Below are 16,089 nucleotides of genomic sequence, written 5' to 3' on the forward strand. Positions count from 1 at the left end.
CAAACAGATTGGAGCAAAAAATGGCTCAAGTACAAGGCAAGATTGTTCAATGTATCGGCGCCGTGGTGGACGTGGAGTTTGCCCACGGCCAGGTGCCCAAGGTGTATGACGCCTTGAAGCTGGAAGGCTCGGCCCTGACCCTGGAAGTTCAGCAGCAGCTGGGCGACGGCGTGGTGCGTACCATTGCCCTGGGTTCTTCGGACGGTCTGAAGCGTGGCCTGATGGTCACCAACACCGGCAACCCCATCACTGTTCCCGTGGGTAAGGCTACCCTGGGCCGCATCATGGACGTGCTGGGTAACCCCATCGACGAACGTGGTCCCGTGGACCAGACCCTGACCGCCGCGATCCACCGCAAGGCTCCTGCTTACGACGAACTGTCGCCTTCGCAGGAACTGCTGGAAACCGGTATCAAGGTGATCGACTTGGTCTGCCCCTTCGCCAAGGGCGGCAAGGTGGGCCTGTTCGGTGGTGCCGGTGTGGGCAAGACCGTGAACATGATGGAACTCATCAACAACATCGCCAAGGCCCACAGCGGTCTGTCGGTGTTCGCTGGTGTGGGTGAGCGTACCCGTGAAGGCAACGACTTCTATCACGAAATGTCCGACGCTGGCGTTGTGAACCAAGAGAACCTGGGCGAGTCCAAGGTTGCCATGGTTTACGGTCAGATGAATGAGCCCCCAGGAAACCGTCTGCGCGTGGCGCTGACCGGCCTGACCATGGCTGAGTCGTTCCGTGACGAAGGCAAGGACGTGCTGTTCTTCGTGGACAACATCTACCGCTACACACTGGCCGGTACCGAAGTGTCCGCTCTGCTGGGTCGTATGCCTTCCGCCGTGGGCTACCAGCCTACCCTGGCTGAAGAAATGGGTAAGCTGCAAGAGCGTATTACCTCCACCAAGGTTGGCTCGATCACTTCCATCCAGGCCGTTTACGTGCCAGCCGATGACTTGACCGACCCCTCGCCCGCCACCACTTTTGCTCACTTGGACTCCACCGTGGTGCTGTCCCGTGACATCGCTTCGCTGGGTATCTACCCCGCTGTGGATCCTCTGGACTCCACCAGCCGTCAGCTGGACCCCCAAGTGGTTGGCGAAGAGCACTACAAGGTGGCTCGCCAAGTGCAGGGCACGCTGCAGCGCTACAAGGAACTGCGCGACATCATCGCGATTCTGGGCATGGACGAACTGGCTCCCGAAGACAAGCTGACCGTGGCTCGTGCTCGTAAGATCCAGCGTTTCCTGTCTCAGCCTTTCCACGTGGCTGAAGTGTTCACCGGCGCTCCCGGCAAGTACGTTCCCCTGTCTGAAACCATCCGTGGCTTCAAGATGATCGTGAACGGCGAAGCCGATCACCTGCCCGAACAGGCTTTCTACATGGTTGGTACCATCGACGAAGCCTTCGAGAAGGCCAAGAAGCTGGCAGCCTAACGGACTTTCACCCCCTGAGCGGCTAACGCCGCTTCCCCCTCTCTCTTCGGGAGGGGGACGACGCCCTCGCTGCGGGGGCGGCCCTTGCTTGGCGTCTCTTGCTTGGGGTGTGTCGGTTTTAGGACCAGTTTTAACCTTTTCAAGGAGCAAAGATGAACACCATCCACGTTGATGTGGTCAGTGCCGAAGAGTCCATCTTCTCCGGTGAAGCGCGCTTTGTCGCCTTGCCCGGCGAAGCGGGCGAGCTGGGCATTTATCCCCGCCACACACCGCTGATCACCCGCATCAAGCCGGGTTCGGTGCGCATCGAAATGCCTGATGGCAGCGAAGAGTTCGTCTTCGTGGCCGGTGGCATTTTGGAAGTGCAACCCAACTGCGTGACCGTGCTGTCCGACACCGCCATCCGCGGCAAGGATCTGGACGATGAAAAGGCGCAAAAGGCCAAGGCTGCCGCTGAGGAAGCCCTGAAGAACGCCAAGGGCGAGCTGGATATCGCTCGTGCACAGTCCGAGCTGGCCGTCATGGCCGCTCAGATTGCCGCTCTGCGCAAGTATCGCCAGAAGCGTTGATGTCCGGTGCCCTGGAGCACCTGCATCAGCAAAGAAAGCCACCGCATGCGGTGGCTTTCTTTATGGACTGCTGCTGCGGAAATCGAAGCGCACTGCGCTTGTCCAAAAGGGTCTGATCCCGAAACCAGCAGGATTCTGAACCGCGGCAGCGCGCAAGCAGCCTAGCCGTTGCAGGCGGCCTGATAGCCGTAGACCACGGAGTTGTCCTTGGGGTCCACATGGCGCGATTTGCGCACCACGGCCTTGCTAGGGTCTTCGCAGAGTGCTCGGATCTGGGCTTCGCACTTCTTGGGGTCATCTTCCTTGAGCTTGCAGCTCAGTGCGTAGTCGTATTCGGCCGGCGTTTCGGCGCCCTTGGGGCTGATGGAGGAGCAGGCGCTCAGTGCCAAGGCAGAGCTGATGATGGCCAGAGAGAACAAAGATTTCTGCATGCTTGAATGCTTTCTTAAGAAAATACGGCTGCCCCAAAACTAACACAGCCATGCGGGGAAAAAGGTTTTTTCTGGCTGGGACTGACCTGCTTTTGGGCTCACGAGGCCTGTTTGCGGTGTCAAAAACAACAAAGGACGGAGATGCGCTATAGCGGTGTCTTGACGCAATGGAATGACGAGCGTGGCTTTGGCTGGATAGAGACCGATAGCGGTGGTGAGCGTCTGTTTGTCCATATCAGTGCTTTTGAGCCGCGTCCGCCCGCAGAGCAGCGTCCTCAGCCTGGCCTGCGCCTGGAGTTTGCCGTCGGCATGGAGCAAGGCAAGAAGCGCGCGCTTCAGGTTGCGTGGCGCGCCACCGGTCAAATCCGTCAGCCGGCAGCGAAAGTATCCAGATTGGTGCGGCACAACAGCTCGCCTGCAGGGCGTTTGCAGTCCTCGCGTACGGCTCCTCAGGGCTGGCATGCCTCCAGTGGCTTCAGTTATGGTGCATTGCTGGTCTGGTTGCTGATGATGCTGGCCGCCGCCGTGATTTGGGGCGTGCCACGCATCCTCTGGCTGGTCTATGCAGGTCTTAGCATGCTGACCTTCATGGCCTACTGGCAGGACAAATGGGCCGCCCAGAAGGGGCATTGGCGCACGCCGGAAAAAACGCTGCAGACCATGGCTCTGGCCGGTGGCTGGCCCGGTGCCTTGCTGGCTCAGCAATGGCTGCGTCACAAAAGCAGCAAGACGAGCTTTCAGCTGCAGTTCTGGCTCATGGTTCTGATCAATGTGGCGACTGTGCTCTGGCTGTGCTCGCCCTATGGGCGGCATGTGCTGGCTTAGGGTGTTGGTGCCTTCAGCCGTTTTCCGGAAGACGCATGCAGCTTGACGCCTGATTAGCTGCTGTGGCCTGGCAGATGTCGCTCGACCACGGGCGAGTCTGGCAGGTTTCGTTCCGCGCTGGGGGCTGATTTGCGCGGGAAGTGGGTCTGCAACTGCCGACTGACGCGCTCCAGTGCCGATACCAGGCCCACGCTGAAATGCCCGCCCTGGAAGGCGGACTGCATATCGCTGATCAGCGTTTGCCATTGCTCGGCGCTCATGGTGCGGTCCAGGGCGCGGTCGGCCACGATTTCTATGGCGTGATCGGCCAGCAGCAGGTAGATGAGGGCGCCGTTGTTGTGCTCAGTGTCCCAGACACGGAGCTTTGCGAACTGCGAGAGCGCACGCTGGCGGGCCGTGGCATCGCGCCAGATATAGCTCCAGGGTAGGCCGGCCTCCACGCAGATGCGGACCTGGCCGGTGTGGCCCAGTTCACTTTGGGCGATCAGCAGTTCCAGCTCCTTGAGCGTGGCAGGAGGCAAGGCCTTGCGCAGATGCTGTTCGGCCCAGCGGTGTCGCACCAGGCGTGCCAAGCGTTGGAAGATATTGCTCATTTCACCAATCCCCCGAGGCGCCACCGCCACCAAAGCTGCCGCCGCCCCCCGAGCTGAAGCCACCGCCCCCGCCGCTGCTCCAGCCGCCGCCCCCGCCCCCACCCCCGCCGGTGCCGATGTACGGTCCGCCCCCGCCACGCGAAAGGTTTGAGAGCAGGGTGAAGATCAGGCCCACAAAGCCAGCCACGCCTGCGATCAACAGGCTGGCGGTGATCACATAAGCGGCCACCCCGGCAACGCCGCCAATGAGCAGCGAACCCAGCACGCGGCCAAAAATGGCGCGTGCGACGGCAATCCCGATCGGAAAACCGAAGAACAGCAGAGGAAGCAGAAAGTCCAGCTGGTCGGCCCAGGACTTGCCGGACTTGCGCGGTTGGGACTGCGGTGCGGGCAGTTTCTCGCCATGAATCAGCAGGCTCATCTGCTCGATGGCGGCAGACAGTCCACCCGCATAGTCGTCGGCGCGAAAGCGCGGCTTCATGGCACTGTCGATGATGCGTGCAGCCTGGATGTCGGGAATGGCGCCTTCCAGCTTGCGCGCCACTTCGATGCGCATGCGCCTGTCGTTTTTGGCCACGACGATGAGAGAGCCGTCGCCTATGTCCTTGCGTCCCAGCCTCCAGCTGCTGGCCACACGCCAGGAATAGGCTGCGATGTCTTCCGGGGCCGTTGTGGCAACCATGAGCACGGCGACCTGGGCGCCGGTCTCATCCTCCAGCTTCTTGAGCTGCTCGCTCAGCGATTGCAGATCGCCGGGGCTCAGCGTGCCGGTCTGGTCGATGATGCGCGCAGTGAGCTCGGGAACAGGCTGAAGTTGCGTGCCTGCAGCACCTTGTGCCCAGACTGGCAGCGCCGCAAGCAGTGCCAGCCATGCAAAAACAATAGCTGCAAGCGCTTTATGTATAAGAGCTTGATGCATGTGGTGCATGGTTTTTGAAGCGGAAGCCTGCAATTACTTGCTGCCAGCAGGCGCTGCGGGTGTGGAAAAGTCAACGGCTGGTGGCTGTGAGATCTGGGCTTCGTTCTGGACCGTGAAGGTCGGCTTGACCTTGTAGCTGAATACCTTGGCCGTGATATTGGTGGGGAAGCTGCGCGCCAGCACGTTGTAGGCTTGTACGGTGCCTATGTATTCGTTGCGCGCCACGGTGATGCGATTTTCTGTGCCTTCCAGCGTTACGCGCAGATCGCGGAACGCCTGGTTGGCCTTGAGTTCGGGGTATTTTTCCGCCACCACCATCAGGCGTGAGAGCGCGCTGGAAATCTCGCCCTGAGCCTGCTGGAACTTGTTGAAGGCTTCGGGGTTGTTGATCAGCTCGGGCGTGGCCTGAATCGAGGTGGCCTTGGCGCGTGCTTCGATCACCTTGGTCAGGGTCTCTTGCTCGAAGTTGGCTTCGCCCTTGACCGTGGCGACAATGTTCGGGATCAGGTCCGAGCGGCGCTGGTACTGATTCAGCACCTCGCTCCAGGCGGCCTTGGATTTTTCATCCAGGCGCTGAAAGTCGTTATAGCCGCAGCCCGTGAGGGAGAGCATGGAGGCCGCGGTTGCGATTGCCAGAAGCCAGCGTTTCATGGGTGTTTCCATTCACGAGATTGAGACGGAAACAATAGCATAAGGGCTTGGTCGGTTCGTGTGTGTGCAAGGCCTGTCACCCTGCCCGCTGCCCGGCGGCGCTAGCATTGCAATCATGTCCACTGTTTCTGCACTCGATGCCCTGCGTGGCGCACAGCGTCCCGGCCCGAAAACTGCGACCTTGCCGCGCCTGTTGCTGGCCGGGGCCACGGGGCCGCTGGGTAACGAGGTGCTCAGCCGCGTGGTAGGTGCGCAGAACTATGGGCTGGTCCAGGTGCTGGCACGCGAGCCCTATGTCCAGGGCCTGCGTGGCATGGAGTTGCTGACGCAGCTGCACGGCGATGTGCAGCAATGGCCTGTGCAGAGTGCCGATGTGGGCCTCATCATGTTTGAGCCTCCGCGTCCCTATTACCAGCGCGAGCGCGCCTTGTGGACGCCCCGGCCCGATCAGCTGCCGGCGGTGGCGCAGTGGATGCAGCGCTGTGGCGTGCATACGCTTGCCGTGGTGTTGCCCCACGATACGGGCAGCCTGCCCCAGGCTTTGAAGCAGGGACTGGCCAATCTCAATGAGCAAGGCGTAGCTGCGCTGGGCTTCGAGCGCCTGATTTTTGTGCGCTCGGCCAGAGAGGCCCGGAAAATCAATACCGACCATTGGCTGCAGCGTACGGCAAAGACCATGCTTTCGGTGCTCAGCTATATGCTGCCGCAGACGGAGCGACCGGTGCGGGCCATGCATGTGGCCCGTCTGGTGGAGGCGGCCTTGCTCAAGGCGCCGCCGGGAATTCATGTGGCTCCGCCTGAACTGGTCTGGCGTGCGGCGCAAAAAGACGCCCTGCAGTCAGAGCTGCGCAACTGGCTGGGTTCCCCATGAATTTCGAACAATTTCGTGCACCTTGGTGGCAGCCCGGAGGTCATGTCCAGACCATTTGGGCTGCACTCTGTGCGAAGGGCGGAGAGTCTCCGAGGTGGCGGCGCGAGCGCTGGGATACGCCCGATGGCGATTTCATCGATATCGATTTTTCAAGCCATCTGGCCAGTGCAAGCGCTCCCACACTGGTGCTGTTCCATGGCCTGGAAGGCTCTTCCTCCAGCCACTACGCCAAAGCCCTGGCACAGGTCTGCGCGCAGCGCGGCTGGCATCTGGCCGTGCCGCATTTTCGCGGCTGCAGCGGTGAGCCCAATCGCTTGCTGCGTGCTTATCACTCTGGCGACTCGGACGAGGTGGACTGGATTTTGCGCAGGCTGCAGCAGAGCACGAGCGGCGAGTTGCTGGCAATGGGTGTATCGTTGGGCGGCAACGCCCTTGCGCGCTGGGCCGGGCTGCAGCAGCGGGCGGCTGCAGAACTCGTCAAGGGCGCGGCAGTGATCTGTGCGCCGCTGGACCTGGTGGCCGGAGGCGTCAATCTGGGCCAGGGGCTCAATCGCTGGATTTACACCCCCATTTTCATGCGTACCCTGGTGCCCAAGGCCCTTGCCAAATGGCAGCAGTCGCCGGACTTGTTCGACAGGGAGCGGCTGCAGCGCGCGCGCACCCTGCATGACTTTGACGATGTGTTCACGGCCCCGGTCCATGGCTTCAGGGATGCCGATGATTACTGGAGCCGGGCCTCGGCCAAGCCCCTGCTCAAGCAAGTGGCCGTGCCCTTGTTGCTGCTCAATGCGCGCAACGATCCGTTTGTGCCGGCGCACAGCCTGCCCAGGCCCGATGAGGTCAGTGCCTCCGTGCAGCTATGGCAGCCGCCCCACGGTGGACATGTGGGCTTTGCCAGCGGTGCATGGCCTGCCCATGTGCAGGCCATGCCGCTGGCCGTGACCGAATGGCTGGAGCAGTGGCTCTGAGCGTTCGCAGAATAATCAGGAGATGAGTGATGGATGACATCGTGAAGCAGGCCATGGCGAAATGGCCCAACGTGCCTGCCTGCAGCGGCTGGCTGGGTCTGGATGCGCGCGGCCAGTGGTGGCTCAGAGACGAGCAGGCCCAGGCATGCGGCACGTTTGCCGGCGGCAAGCCCGGAGCCAGGGGCAATCTGCTGCGCCACGAAAAGCTGGCCGAATTCATCGGTCGCAACTATCTGGCCGAGTCTGATGGTCGCTGGTATTTCCAGAACGGCCCGCAGCGTGTGTATGTGGAGCTGGAGAGTGCGCCATGGATATGGCGTCTGCGATGCACGGAGCATGGCCTGCAGCTCAGCAGCCACACGGGCCAGGAGCTGGCGGTCGAACAGGTGCAGCAGGTGCTGCTTGATGAGCAGGGGCGGCTTTTCCTGGCTTTGCCGCAGGGCCTGGGCATGGTGCACAGCCTGGACATGCTGGATGCCGCCAATGCGCTGGAAGGCGGCTTGCTGCCCGAGGTGCAGGAGGTCGACAGCGCTTCGCTGACATTGAAGTTCGGTTTTGTACCCAGTCCTGAGGGGTATCAAGTTTGATAGCTGCTTTCGCTTGCGTGCAAAGGGCTTGAGGCCAAAAATAACAAAACCGGCCAAAGGCCGGTTTTTGCGGAGCAGAGAGCAGGGCTTACTTGGCTGCATCCACCATGTACTGAATGGCGGCCTTGAAGTCTGCGTCCGAAGCAGTGGAGCCGCCCTTGGGAGGCATGGCCCCAACACCTTGGGTGGCCTTCTGCACCATATCGTCCATGCCCTTGGCAATGAAAGGTGCCCAGGCAGCCTTGTCGCCAAACTTGGGAGCCCCGGCTACGCCACTGGCGTGGCAGGCCATGCAGGTGGTGTTGTAGATGTTCTTGCCCACATCGGAGGCTGCGGCAGCTGCGGCGGGTGCCGCCTCGGCGGCTGCAACAGCTGCAGCAGGTGCAGCGGCAACGGGGGCTGCAGCTGCTGCTGCGGGGGCATCACCGGCTGCTGCGCCAGCTGCAGGCTGGGGCTCGGGGAAGTTGGCTCCGGCCGCATTGGCCATATAGACCACGCCACGGGCAATTTCCGTGTCATTGAACTCGCCGCCACCCTGGGCCGCCATTGCGCCCTTGCCTGCCAGGGCCGAATGCACCAGCGTTTCCAGACCCTGCTTGATGCGCGGGCCCCAGGCTGCCGCATCCTGGAATTTGGGTGCGCCGGCTACGCCGGTTTCATGGCAGGCCGCGCATTGCGACTTGAAGACTTCCGCGCCACCGCGCAGCGGGCGGTTGGCATCACGAATTTCCACCGTTCCCACTTTTTGCAGACGCATGGCCTTGGCCATTTCGGCATTGGCCGTACCTGCGCCCGTGGTGTCGGACGAAGTCACGAACTTGACCAGTCCGATGATGACGAAGATGGGAACCACAAACGAGAAGAAGACGGCAAGCAACAACTGCTTGGGTTTTTTGATTGGGCCGGTATGGGCTTCTTCGTGGTGTTGCTCGCTCATGAAGTCCTCTGAGATCGTGGGGTGGGAATTAACAAACCATTATAGAAGTGAGGGTTAAGAACACCAGTGCACGACGATCCGGGTTGACGGCTGCTGCATAAAGGAGTTGAGTTGGATCAACTTTGTGCAGTCAATTTGTGGCGTGCATGAAAAAAGGCGTCCGAAGACGCCTTGAGTGAGGGGGCAAAAAACGGCCTGATTACTGGGCTGTAGTTGCTGCCGCAGGGTTGTTGCTGGCGCTTGCCTCCGTCCAGCCGCCGCCCAGCACCTTGTAGAGATTGACCTGGTTTTGCAGCTGCGCCAGGCGGACCTGAACCACGGACTGCTCCAGTGCAAACAGTGAACGCTGCGCATCCAGCAGATCCAGGTAGCTGGCCACACCGTTGGTGTAGCGCAGGTCCGACAGCTTGTAGCGAACCTGCTCTGCCTCCAGCTGACGCGATTGGGCATCGAGCTGATCCTTGAGTGCCCGGCGATTCACCAAGGTGTCGGACACCTCGCGGAAGGCCGACTGGATGGAGCCTTCGTATTGCGCCACGGCAATCTTCTGGCTGGCTTCTGCAACCTGCAGATTGGCGCGATTGCGGCCTGCATTGAAGATGGGCAGATACAGCGAAGGCGCAATCGTGAAAGCCGCAGAGTCCGATTTGAACAGATCGGAAACCTCCGAATTCACAAAGCCTGCCGAGGCAGTCAAGGAGATGTTCGGGAAGAACAGCGCACGTGCCGCACCAATGCTGGCATTGGCGGCAATCATGCTTTGCTCTGCCTGACGGATGTCGGGCCGGCGCAGCAACAGGTCAGAAGGCAGGCCCGACGGCACATCGGCCAGGGCTGGCAGATCACGCAGCTGCTTGCCTTGCATGCTGGTCTGCAGATCGGCAGGCAGAGCCTGGCCTACGAGCAGCGTCAGGGCGTTGACGTCGCGCTCGCGCTGACCGGCTTGCTGGGCCAGCGTGGCGCGTGCGCTTTCGGTCAGCGACTGAGCCTGGCGGTAGTCCAGCTCGGAAGCCACGCCAGAGTCCAGGCGCAGCTTGGTCAGCTTGATGGACTGCTCGCGTGTGCCCAGGGTACGGCGGGAAATGGCCAGCAGCTCCTCGTCAGCCTGCAGGTTCAGCCAGGTGTTGGCGACTGTTGCAATCAGGCTGATCTGGGCTGCCTTGCGGCCTTCCTCGGTCGCCAGATACTGGGCCAGAGCTTGCTGCTTGAGGCTGCCGATGCGGCCCCAGAAGTCAATCTCCCAGCTGGGCATGGAGAGGCCCGCCATGTACGAGTTTGCATAGCGGCCCGTGGTAGCGCTGGGCTGGCGGCTGGCGCTGCCTGCCACACCGAACTCAGGAAACTGAGCGGCACGCTGGATCTGGTACTGGGCCTGCGCCTTTTCGATGTTGAGCACGGCCACACGCAGGTCGCGGTTGTTGTCCAGCGCGAGCTGTATCACCTGCTGCAGGCGTGGGTCCGTGTAGAACTGCTGCCAGGGGATGTCGGCGGCCGCAGTGGTGCCGGCCTGCTCGTCGGCGGCAGAGTAATGCTCGGCCACCGGAGCGGCAGGGCGCTCCAGCGTGGGGATGAAGGAGCAGCCGCTGGCCAGCAGCGCGCCGGCCAGTGCTACGGGTAGCAAGGTTTTATTCATGTTGCGAGCCTCCCTGTGCTGCAGAAGTTGCCGCCGGGGGAGTGGCGTTGGAGTCTTGCTTGGATTTCTTGCCAAACAGATTGAACACGGCCACAAAGAACACGGGCACCAGGAACACGGAGATCGGCGTGCCGATCACCATGCCCCAGAACACGCCGGTGCCGATTTCCTTCTGGCTGGCAGCGCTGGCACCTGAGGCGATGTACAGCGGCACCACGCCCAGAATAAAGGCCAGCGAAGTCATCAGAATGGGGCGGAAACGCAGGTGACCGGCTTCCAGTGCGGCTTCCAGCGCGCTCTTGCCTTCCGCATGCAGGTCCTTGGCGAACTCCACGATCAGGATGGCGTTCTTGGCCGAGAGACCAATCACCGTGATCAGCGCCACCTGGAAGTAGATGTCGTTGGGCATGCCGCGCATCAGCATGCCGGCCACGGCGCCGAACACGCCCAGAGGCACGACCAGCAGCACGGACAGCGGAATGCTCCAGCTTTCATACAGTGCGGCCAGGCACAGGAACACGGCCAGGATGGAGAACGCGTACAGCAGCATGGCCGAGGAGCCGGCCTTTTTCTCGTCCAGAGACTGGCCGGTCCACTCGTAGCCGAAGCCGTCGGGCAGTTCCTGGGCCAGCTTTTCCATTTCCTTCATGGCATCACCGCTGGTAAAGCCGGGTTTGGCCTGACCGGTGATGCTCATGGAGGGGTAGCCGTTATAGCGTGTCAGCTGCATGGGACCGCTGATCCACTTGGCGCTGACCATGGTGGAAAGCTCCACCAACTGGCCTTGCGCGTTGGGAACCGTCAGGCGCATCACGTCCTCGGGTTGCATGCGGCGGGCCGCATCGGCCTGGATGGTGACGCGCTGCATATAGCCGTTGTTGGGGAAGTCCGTGGAGTTGGACGAGCCCAGGGCCGTTGCCAGCGTCGAGGCAAGGTCGCTCATGTTCACGCGCTGGGCATAGACGGCATCGCGGTTGATGTCCACCTGCCATTGGGGGGCGTCATCCACACCGTCAAAGCGCACGCCGGTCAGCACAGAGCTCTGGTTGGCCTTGGCAACCAACTGATTGCGGGCTGCCAGCAAGGCTGCATGTCCCTTGCTGCCGCGGTCTTGCAGACGGAAGGTGAAACCGTCGCTATTGCCCAGCTCTGAAATGGAGGGGGGAACCAGCGTGAAGATGAAACCATCGCGCAGCGCTGACATGGCGCCCTTGGCTCGGTCAGCGAAGGATTTGGCATCCGAGCCCGCTCCTGTACGCTCGGACCAGTCCTTGAGCGTGGTGAACGCCAGGCCCACGTTCTGGCCCTGACCCATGAAGCTGAAGCCCAGAATGCTCACGATGTGATCGGTCTCAGGCTGGCTCAGGGCGAACTTCTCCAGCTCAGACATGGTCTTGCTGGTGCGTTCCAGACTCGCGCCGGGAGGCAGCTGAGCCAGCGAGATGACATAGCCCTGATCTTCGGTGGGAAGAAAGGCCGTGGGCAGTCGCATGAACATGAAGACCACACCGGCGATTACCAGCAGGTAGACGATGAAGGCCTGCACGGAGCGCTTGACCACACCGGACAGAGCGGTTGAATAGCGCCTTGTGCCGGCTTCAAACTTGCGGTTGAACCAGTTGTAGAACGGGCCGAGCAGACCGGTCTTCTTGTCGTGCGCATGGCCCTTTGGAATGGGCTTGAGCATGGTGGCGCACAGTGCGGGCGTCAGTGTCAGCGCAAAGAAGCCCGAGAAGAAGATTGAGATGGCCATCACCAGCGAGAACTGGCGATAGATGTTGCCGGTCGCGCCGGAGAACATGGCCAGAGGCAGGAAAACCGTCACCAGAATCACGGTGATGCCGACCACGGCGCCTTGAATCTGTCCCATGGCCTTGATGGTGGCTTCCTTGGGTGGCAGACCTTCCTCGGCCATGATGCGCTCGACGTTTTCCACCACCACGATGGCATCGTCCACCACGATACCGATCACCAGCACCATGGCGAACATGGCCAGAATGTTGATGGTCAGACCGGCAAGCAGCATCACGGCAAAGGTGCCGAGCAATGCGATGGGGACCACGATGGTAGGGATCAGGGTGTAGCGGATGTTCTGCAGGAAGATCAGCATCACGATGAACACCAGCACGATGGCTTCAAGCAGCGTGTGCACCACCTTTTCGATGGAAATCTTCACGAACTTGGAGGTGTCGTAGGGCGAGGACCACTTCACGCCGGCAGGCAGGAAGGGCTCCATCTCTGCCATCTTGGCCTTGACCAGCTTGGCAGTCGCCATGGCGTTGGCAGTAGAAGTCAGCTGCACGGCCATTGCCACGGCGGGCTTGCCGTCCAGGCGCGACTCGAAAGCATAGCTTTCGATGCCCAGTTCGATGCGAGCCACATCCCTGAGGCGCACGGTGGAGCCGTCGGAGTTGGAGCGCAGCACCACTTCGCCGAATTCCTCGGGCGTCGTCAGCTGGCCAGGCACCACGATCGTGGCGGTGGTGGTGGTGCCAGGGGTGCTGGGCAGGTTGCCCAGGGCGCCACCGGAGATCTGCTGGTTCTGCGCGGCAATCGCTGCGTTGACCGATGCAATCGACAGACCGAAGCCCTGGAGCTTGGCAGGATCCACCCACACGCGCATGGCACGACCCGATGCAAACAGCTGTGCCTTGCCCACGCCGTCCAGACGCTGGATTTCAGGCACCACATTGCGGTTCACGTAGTCGGCAATATCGTCACGCGAAGTCTCTCCGGACTCGGCCTGGAAGGCCAGAATCATCAGGAAGTTGCTCATGGACTTGTCCACGCGCACGCCCAGGGCCTGTACGACCTGAGGCAGGCGGGGCAGCACGCGGGAGAGGCGGTTTTGCACGTCCACCTGCGCCAGATCGGGGTTGGTGCCCGGAGCAAAGGTGACGGTCAGAGTGCCTTGACCGCCCGCAGGGGCGGAGGCTTCCATATACATCAGACCCTGGGCGCCGTTGATTTCGCGCTCGATCAGTTGCAGAACGGAGTCCGTCATGGTCTGTGACGTGGCGCCCGGGTAGGTCGCCGTCACGTTGATGGTGGGAGGTGCGACCGATGGGAACTGTGCCACCGGTAGCTTGGTGATGGAGATCACGCCCGCAATGATCACGAAAATCGCGATCACCCAGGCAAAGATCGGTCTGTGGATGAAAAACTTTGACATGGATCGTGCCTGTTACTTGGCTGCCTGGCCTTCGCCAGCACCTTCGGCTGGTGTGGCCGCTTTCTCTTGCGCAGGTGCGGCAGGGGCCGCAGCAGAGGGCTGTGCTGGTGTGCCGGCAGCCGCATTGTTGATCTCGACGGGCTTGACCTTCTTGGCGCCCATGCCCACCTTGATCAGGCCGTCCACCATGACTTTCTCTCCAGCTTTCAAGCCGGATGTGACGACCCAGTTATTGCCACTGGACTGACTGATCTGAACGGGACGCGGTGCCACGGAGCCATCCTCGGCCACGATCATGACGAAGTTGCCCTTTTCGTTGCGAGTCACGGCTTGTTGCGGAATCAGCGCTGCGTTCTCGACCTGTGCCTGCTCCAGGTGCACGCGTACATAAGTGCCGGGCAACAGCAGTCCGTCGGGATTGGGCAGCTCCGCACGCACGCTGACCTGTCCGGTAGTCGGGTCCACGGTCAGGTCGGTGAACAGCAGCTTGCCGGTGTGTGCATACTCCTTGCCATCGTCCAAATAGACGTGGACGCGCGCTGCGTTGTCACCTACCTTTGCTAACTTGCCGGAGCTGAGCGCTTCGCGCATGCGCATGATGTCGGAAGAGGACTGAGTCAGGTTCACGTACAGCGGGTTGACCTGCTGAATGGTCGCCAGCTGTGTGGCCTCGCCCTGGCCGACCAGAGCGCCTTCCGTCACCAGAGCGCGGCCGATGCGTCCGGAGATGGGGGCTGTCACGCTGGCATAGCCCAGGTTGACGTTGGCATTGGTGACTGCCGCCTTGCCTGCTGCAACCTGTGCCAGTGCCGCCTTTTCGTTGGCAATGGCCGTGTCGTACTCCTGCTTGCTGATGGCATTGGCTTCCACCAGGGGCTTGTAGCGGCGGGTGGTGGCAGATGCCTGGGCAAGATTGGCTTCGGCCTGTGCCAGGGTCGCCTGAGCGCTCTGCAGATTGGCCTTGTACGGCGTGTTGTCAATCTGGAACAGGGCCTGGCCGGCCTTGACATCCGAGCCTTCCTGGAACAGGCGCTTTTGCACGATGCCGGCTGCGCGGGCGCGAACCTGAGCAATGCGCGATGGCTCCAGACGGCCGGGCAGATCGGAGATCAAAGGCACGTTCTGCATGGATACCGTCACCACACCCACTTCGGGTGGCTGTGCCTGCGCGGCTGCCTGTGCTTTTTGAGCTTCCGCGTTTTTGTCACTGCATGCGACTAGGCCCAGTGCAGCAGCCAGGCTCAGGCCGATGACCATGGAGCGGGTGCCGGATGCGGCTGAATGGGACTGATTGTCGGGAGCCTGGTTTGCTTCATACATCGGGTGCATGAACGTCCTTCCGGTTGACATTGTGAAAACGAGAAAAGAGCGCTGTCCGCAGTGGAGCGCTCATTCGGGTGGAAACCCTAGATGGTTTCCTGCATATCGGTGCTAGAGAAATTATACATACATGCATAAATGTATAATTGAAAACGCTGCGTAAAGCAGCTGAGAAATGGTTGTTCTCGCGGCGAGCTATCGCTGGCGAGTGATGAGGAGGGTGAGTGATGGCTCGAAGAACCAAGGCTGAAGCGGACGAGACGCGCACCAAGCTGCTGGATGCGGCTGAGGAGGTGTTTTTCGAGAAGGGGGTGTCTCGAACCTCTCTGGGCGATATCGCGCAGCGTGCAGGGGCTACACGCGGGGCGGTGTACTGGCACTTCAAGGACAAGATGGATGTCTTTGTTTCCATGCTTGGGCGCATATGCCTGCCTTTCGAAGAAATCTGTGACGACAGGTATGGCGACCTGTTGCCGCTAGAGCGCATTCGTCACTCCATCCTGTGTGTGTTCGAGAGCTTGGATGAGGATGAGCGCAGACGCAAGGTGTTTGAAACGGCGCTATTCAAAATGGAATACGTGGGCGAACTGGCTGATGTGCGTTTGCAGCATATAGAAAGTTCAGGCTTCGCTCGGGAAAAATTTGCGCACGACCTGGCGGCTGCAGCGCAGGGGCAGTCCGTGCAGTTGTCGGTATCCCCGGAAGAGGCAGCCCTTGGTTTGCACTCTCTTTTTGTAGGTCTTATACATGGTTGGGTATTGACGGAAGGAAGTTTCTCATTGGTCAAGGTCGGTTCGATGTCGGTGGATGTCTACTTGTCTGGTTTGGGATTTCGGGTGAATTTGTGATTTGGGTGTCCAAACCCGTGCAATAATTGCGGCTGTTGAATTGTTGTTGGCCGTGCAAGCGGCCTGACGGATTCGCGGCTGTAGCTCAGTGGATAGAGTATTGGCCTCCGAAGCCAAGGGTCGTGGGTTCGATCCCCGCCAGCCGCGCCAGCATCGATCTTCGGTAAGAAAAAAGAAATTTCAAAATTTCTTTTTAAGCCGGAAATAGATGCTACAATTCAAGTCTCTTCGGAGGGGTGGCCGAGTGGTTAAAGGCAGCAGACTGTAAATCTGCCCGCTAACGCGTACACAGGTTCGAATCCTGTCCCCTCCACCAGCAATGGTTGAGAAGAGCG

Annotated in this window: 15 protein-coding genes and 2 tRNA genes; 9 read left to right on the forward strand and 8 right to left on the reverse strand. The window is 60.9% G+C overall.

Annotation, left to right across the window (positions count from 1 at the left end; all coding sequences use genetic code 11):
* Window positions 1-20 precede the first annotated feature (20 nt).
* Together atpD and F0P97_RS01840 are read left to right on the forward strand one after the other, a co-directional pair.
* Entirely contained in the window at window positions 21-1,430 is a 1,410-nt protein-coding gene (gene atpD / locus F0P97_RS01835) for a F0F1 ATP synthase subunit beta (RefSeq protein ID WP_003065399.1), read from the forward strand.
* Window positions 1,431-1,582: 152 nt separating this feature from the next.
* Window positions 1,583-1,999, forward strand: coding sequence for a F0F1 ATP synthase subunit epsilon (locus tag F0P97_RS01840; protein WP_003059364.1), 417 nt, complete (start codon window positions 1,583-1,585; stop codon window positions 1,997-1,999).
* 161 nt (window positions 2,000-2,160) lie between these two features.
* On the opposite strand, the gene F0P97_RS01845 is transcribed toward F0P97_RS01840, so the two are convergent.
* Entirely contained in the window at window positions 2,161-2,430 is a 270-nt protein-coding gene (locus F0P97_RS01845) for a hypothetical protein (RefSeq protein WP_182285394.1), read from the reverse strand.
* 159 nt (window positions 2,431-2,589) lie between these two features.
* Between F0P97_RS01845 and F0P97_RS01850 the strand changes: the two genes are divergently transcribed.
* Complete coding sequence (locus F0P97_RS01850) at window positions 2,590-3,255, forward strand: DUF1294 domain-containing protein (RefSeq protein ID WP_232538090.1); 666 nt, start codon at window positions 2,590-2,592, stop codon at window positions 3,253-3,255.
* A gap of 53 nt (window positions 3,256-3,308) precedes the next feature.
* On the opposite strand, the gene F0P97_RS01855 is transcribed toward F0P97_RS01850, so the two are convergent.
* From F0P97_RS01855 to F0P97_RS01865, 3 genes are read right to left on the reverse strand one after another with little or no spacing between them, the layout of a single operon-like run.
* Complete coding sequence (locus F0P97_RS01855) at window positions 3,309-3,848, reverse strand: TPM domain-containing protein (RefSeq protein ID WP_182285396.1); 540 nt, start codon at window positions 3,846-3,848, stop codon at window positions 3,309-3,311.
* Between the two features lies 1 nt (window position 3,849).
* Window positions 3,850-4,767, reverse strand: a complete 918-nt coding sequence (locus tag F0P97_RS01860) for a TPM domain-containing protein (RefSeq protein WP_182285397.1) — start codon at window positions 4,765-4,767, stop codon at window positions 3,850-3,852.
* Window positions 4,768-4,800: 33 nt separating this feature from the next.
* On the reverse strand, window positions 4,801-5,418 hold the full coding sequence (locus tag F0P97_RS01865) for a LemA family protein (RefSeq protein WP_182285398.1): 618 nt from the start codon (window positions 5,416-5,418) through the stop codon (window positions 4,801-4,803).
* 115 nt (window positions 5,419-5,533) lie between these two features.
* Between F0P97_RS01865 and F0P97_RS01870 the strand changes: the two genes are divergently transcribed.
* Genes F0P97_RS01870 through F0P97_RS01880 form a run of 3 tightly spaced genes read left to right on the forward strand, consistent with a single transcriptional unit; the run spans window position 5,534 to window position 7,844 of the window.
* Window positions 5,534-6,289, forward strand: a complete 756-nt coding sequence (locus F0P97_RS01870) for a hypothetical protein (RefSeq protein WP_182285399.1) — start codon at window positions 5,534-5,536, stop codon at window positions 6,287-6,289.
* Window positions 6,286-7,257 carry a YheT family hydrolase gene (locus tag F0P97_RS01875; protein WP_182285400.1) on the forward strand — a complete coding sequence of 324 codons (972 nt, stop codon included), beginning with the start codon at window positions 6,286-6,288 and terminating at the stop codon, window positions 7,255-7,257. Before F0P97_RS01870 ends, F0P97_RS01875 begins: the two co-directional genes overlap by 4 nt.
* A gap of 29 nt (window positions 7,258-7,286) precedes the next feature.
* A complete protein-coding gene (locus F0P97_RS01880) occupies window positions 7,287-7,844 on the forward strand; it encodes a DUF2946 family protein (protein WP_182285401.1) in 558 nt (185 codons plus the stop codon).
* Window positions 7,845-7,932: 88 nt separating this feature from the next.
* On the opposite strand, the gene F0P97_RS01885 is transcribed toward F0P97_RS01880, so the two are convergent.
* From F0P97_RS01885 to F0P97_RS01900, 4 genes are all read right to left on the reverse strand, one after another.
* Entirely contained in the window at window positions 7,933-8,781 is an 849-nt protein-coding gene (locus F0P97_RS01885; protein WP_182285402.1) for a c-type cytochrome, read from the reverse strand.
* 199 nt (window positions 8,782-8,980) lie between these two features.
* Window positions 8,981-10,414, reverse strand: a complete 1,434-nt coding sequence (locus tag F0P97_RS01890) for an efflux transporter outer membrane subunit (protein WP_182285403.1) — start codon at window positions 10,412-10,414, stop codon at window positions 8,981-8,983.
* A complete protein-coding gene (locus tag F0P97_RS01895) occupies window positions 10,407-13,586 on the reverse strand; it encodes an efflux RND transporter permease subunit (RefSeq protein WP_182285404.1) in 3,180 nt (1,059 codons plus the stop codon). The genes F0P97_RS01890 and F0P97_RS01895 overlap by 8 nt, the downstream gene beginning before the upstream one ends.
* A gap of 12 nt (window positions 13,587-13,598) precedes the next feature.
* Window positions 13,599-14,906, reverse strand: coding sequence for an efflux RND transporter periplasmic adaptor subunit (locus tag F0P97_RS01900; RefSeq protein WP_182287074.1), 1,308 nt, complete (start codon window positions 14,904-14,906; stop codon window positions 13,599-13,601).
* A 227-nt stretch (window positions 14,907-15,133) separates the two neighbouring features.
* Here F0P97_RS01900 and F0P97_RS01905 point away from each other — a divergent pair, with 227 nt between their 5' ends.
* From F0P97_RS01905 to F0P97_RS01915, 3 genes are all read left to right on the forward strand, one after another.
* Window positions 15,134-15,754, forward strand: a complete 621-nt coding sequence (locus tag F0P97_RS01905; RefSeq protein ID WP_042438626.1) for a TetR family transcriptional regulator — start codon at window positions 15,134-15,136, stop codon at window positions 15,752-15,754.
* A 74-nt stretch (window positions 15,755-15,828) separates the two neighbouring features.
* Window positions 15,829-15,904, forward strand: a tRNA-Arg gene (locus F0P97_RS01910).
* A gap of 80 nt (window positions 15,905-15,984) precedes the next feature.
* Window positions 15,985-16,070 (forward strand) — tRNA-Tyr (locus F0P97_RS01915).
* Window positions 16,071-16,089: the final 19 nt, after the last annotated feature.

The sequence above is a fragment of the Comamonas testosteroni genome, from assembly GCF_014076415.1.
GTDB lineage: Bacteria > Pseudomonadota > Gammaproteobacteria > Burkholderiales > Burkholderiaceae_C > Comamonas > Comamonas testosteroni_F.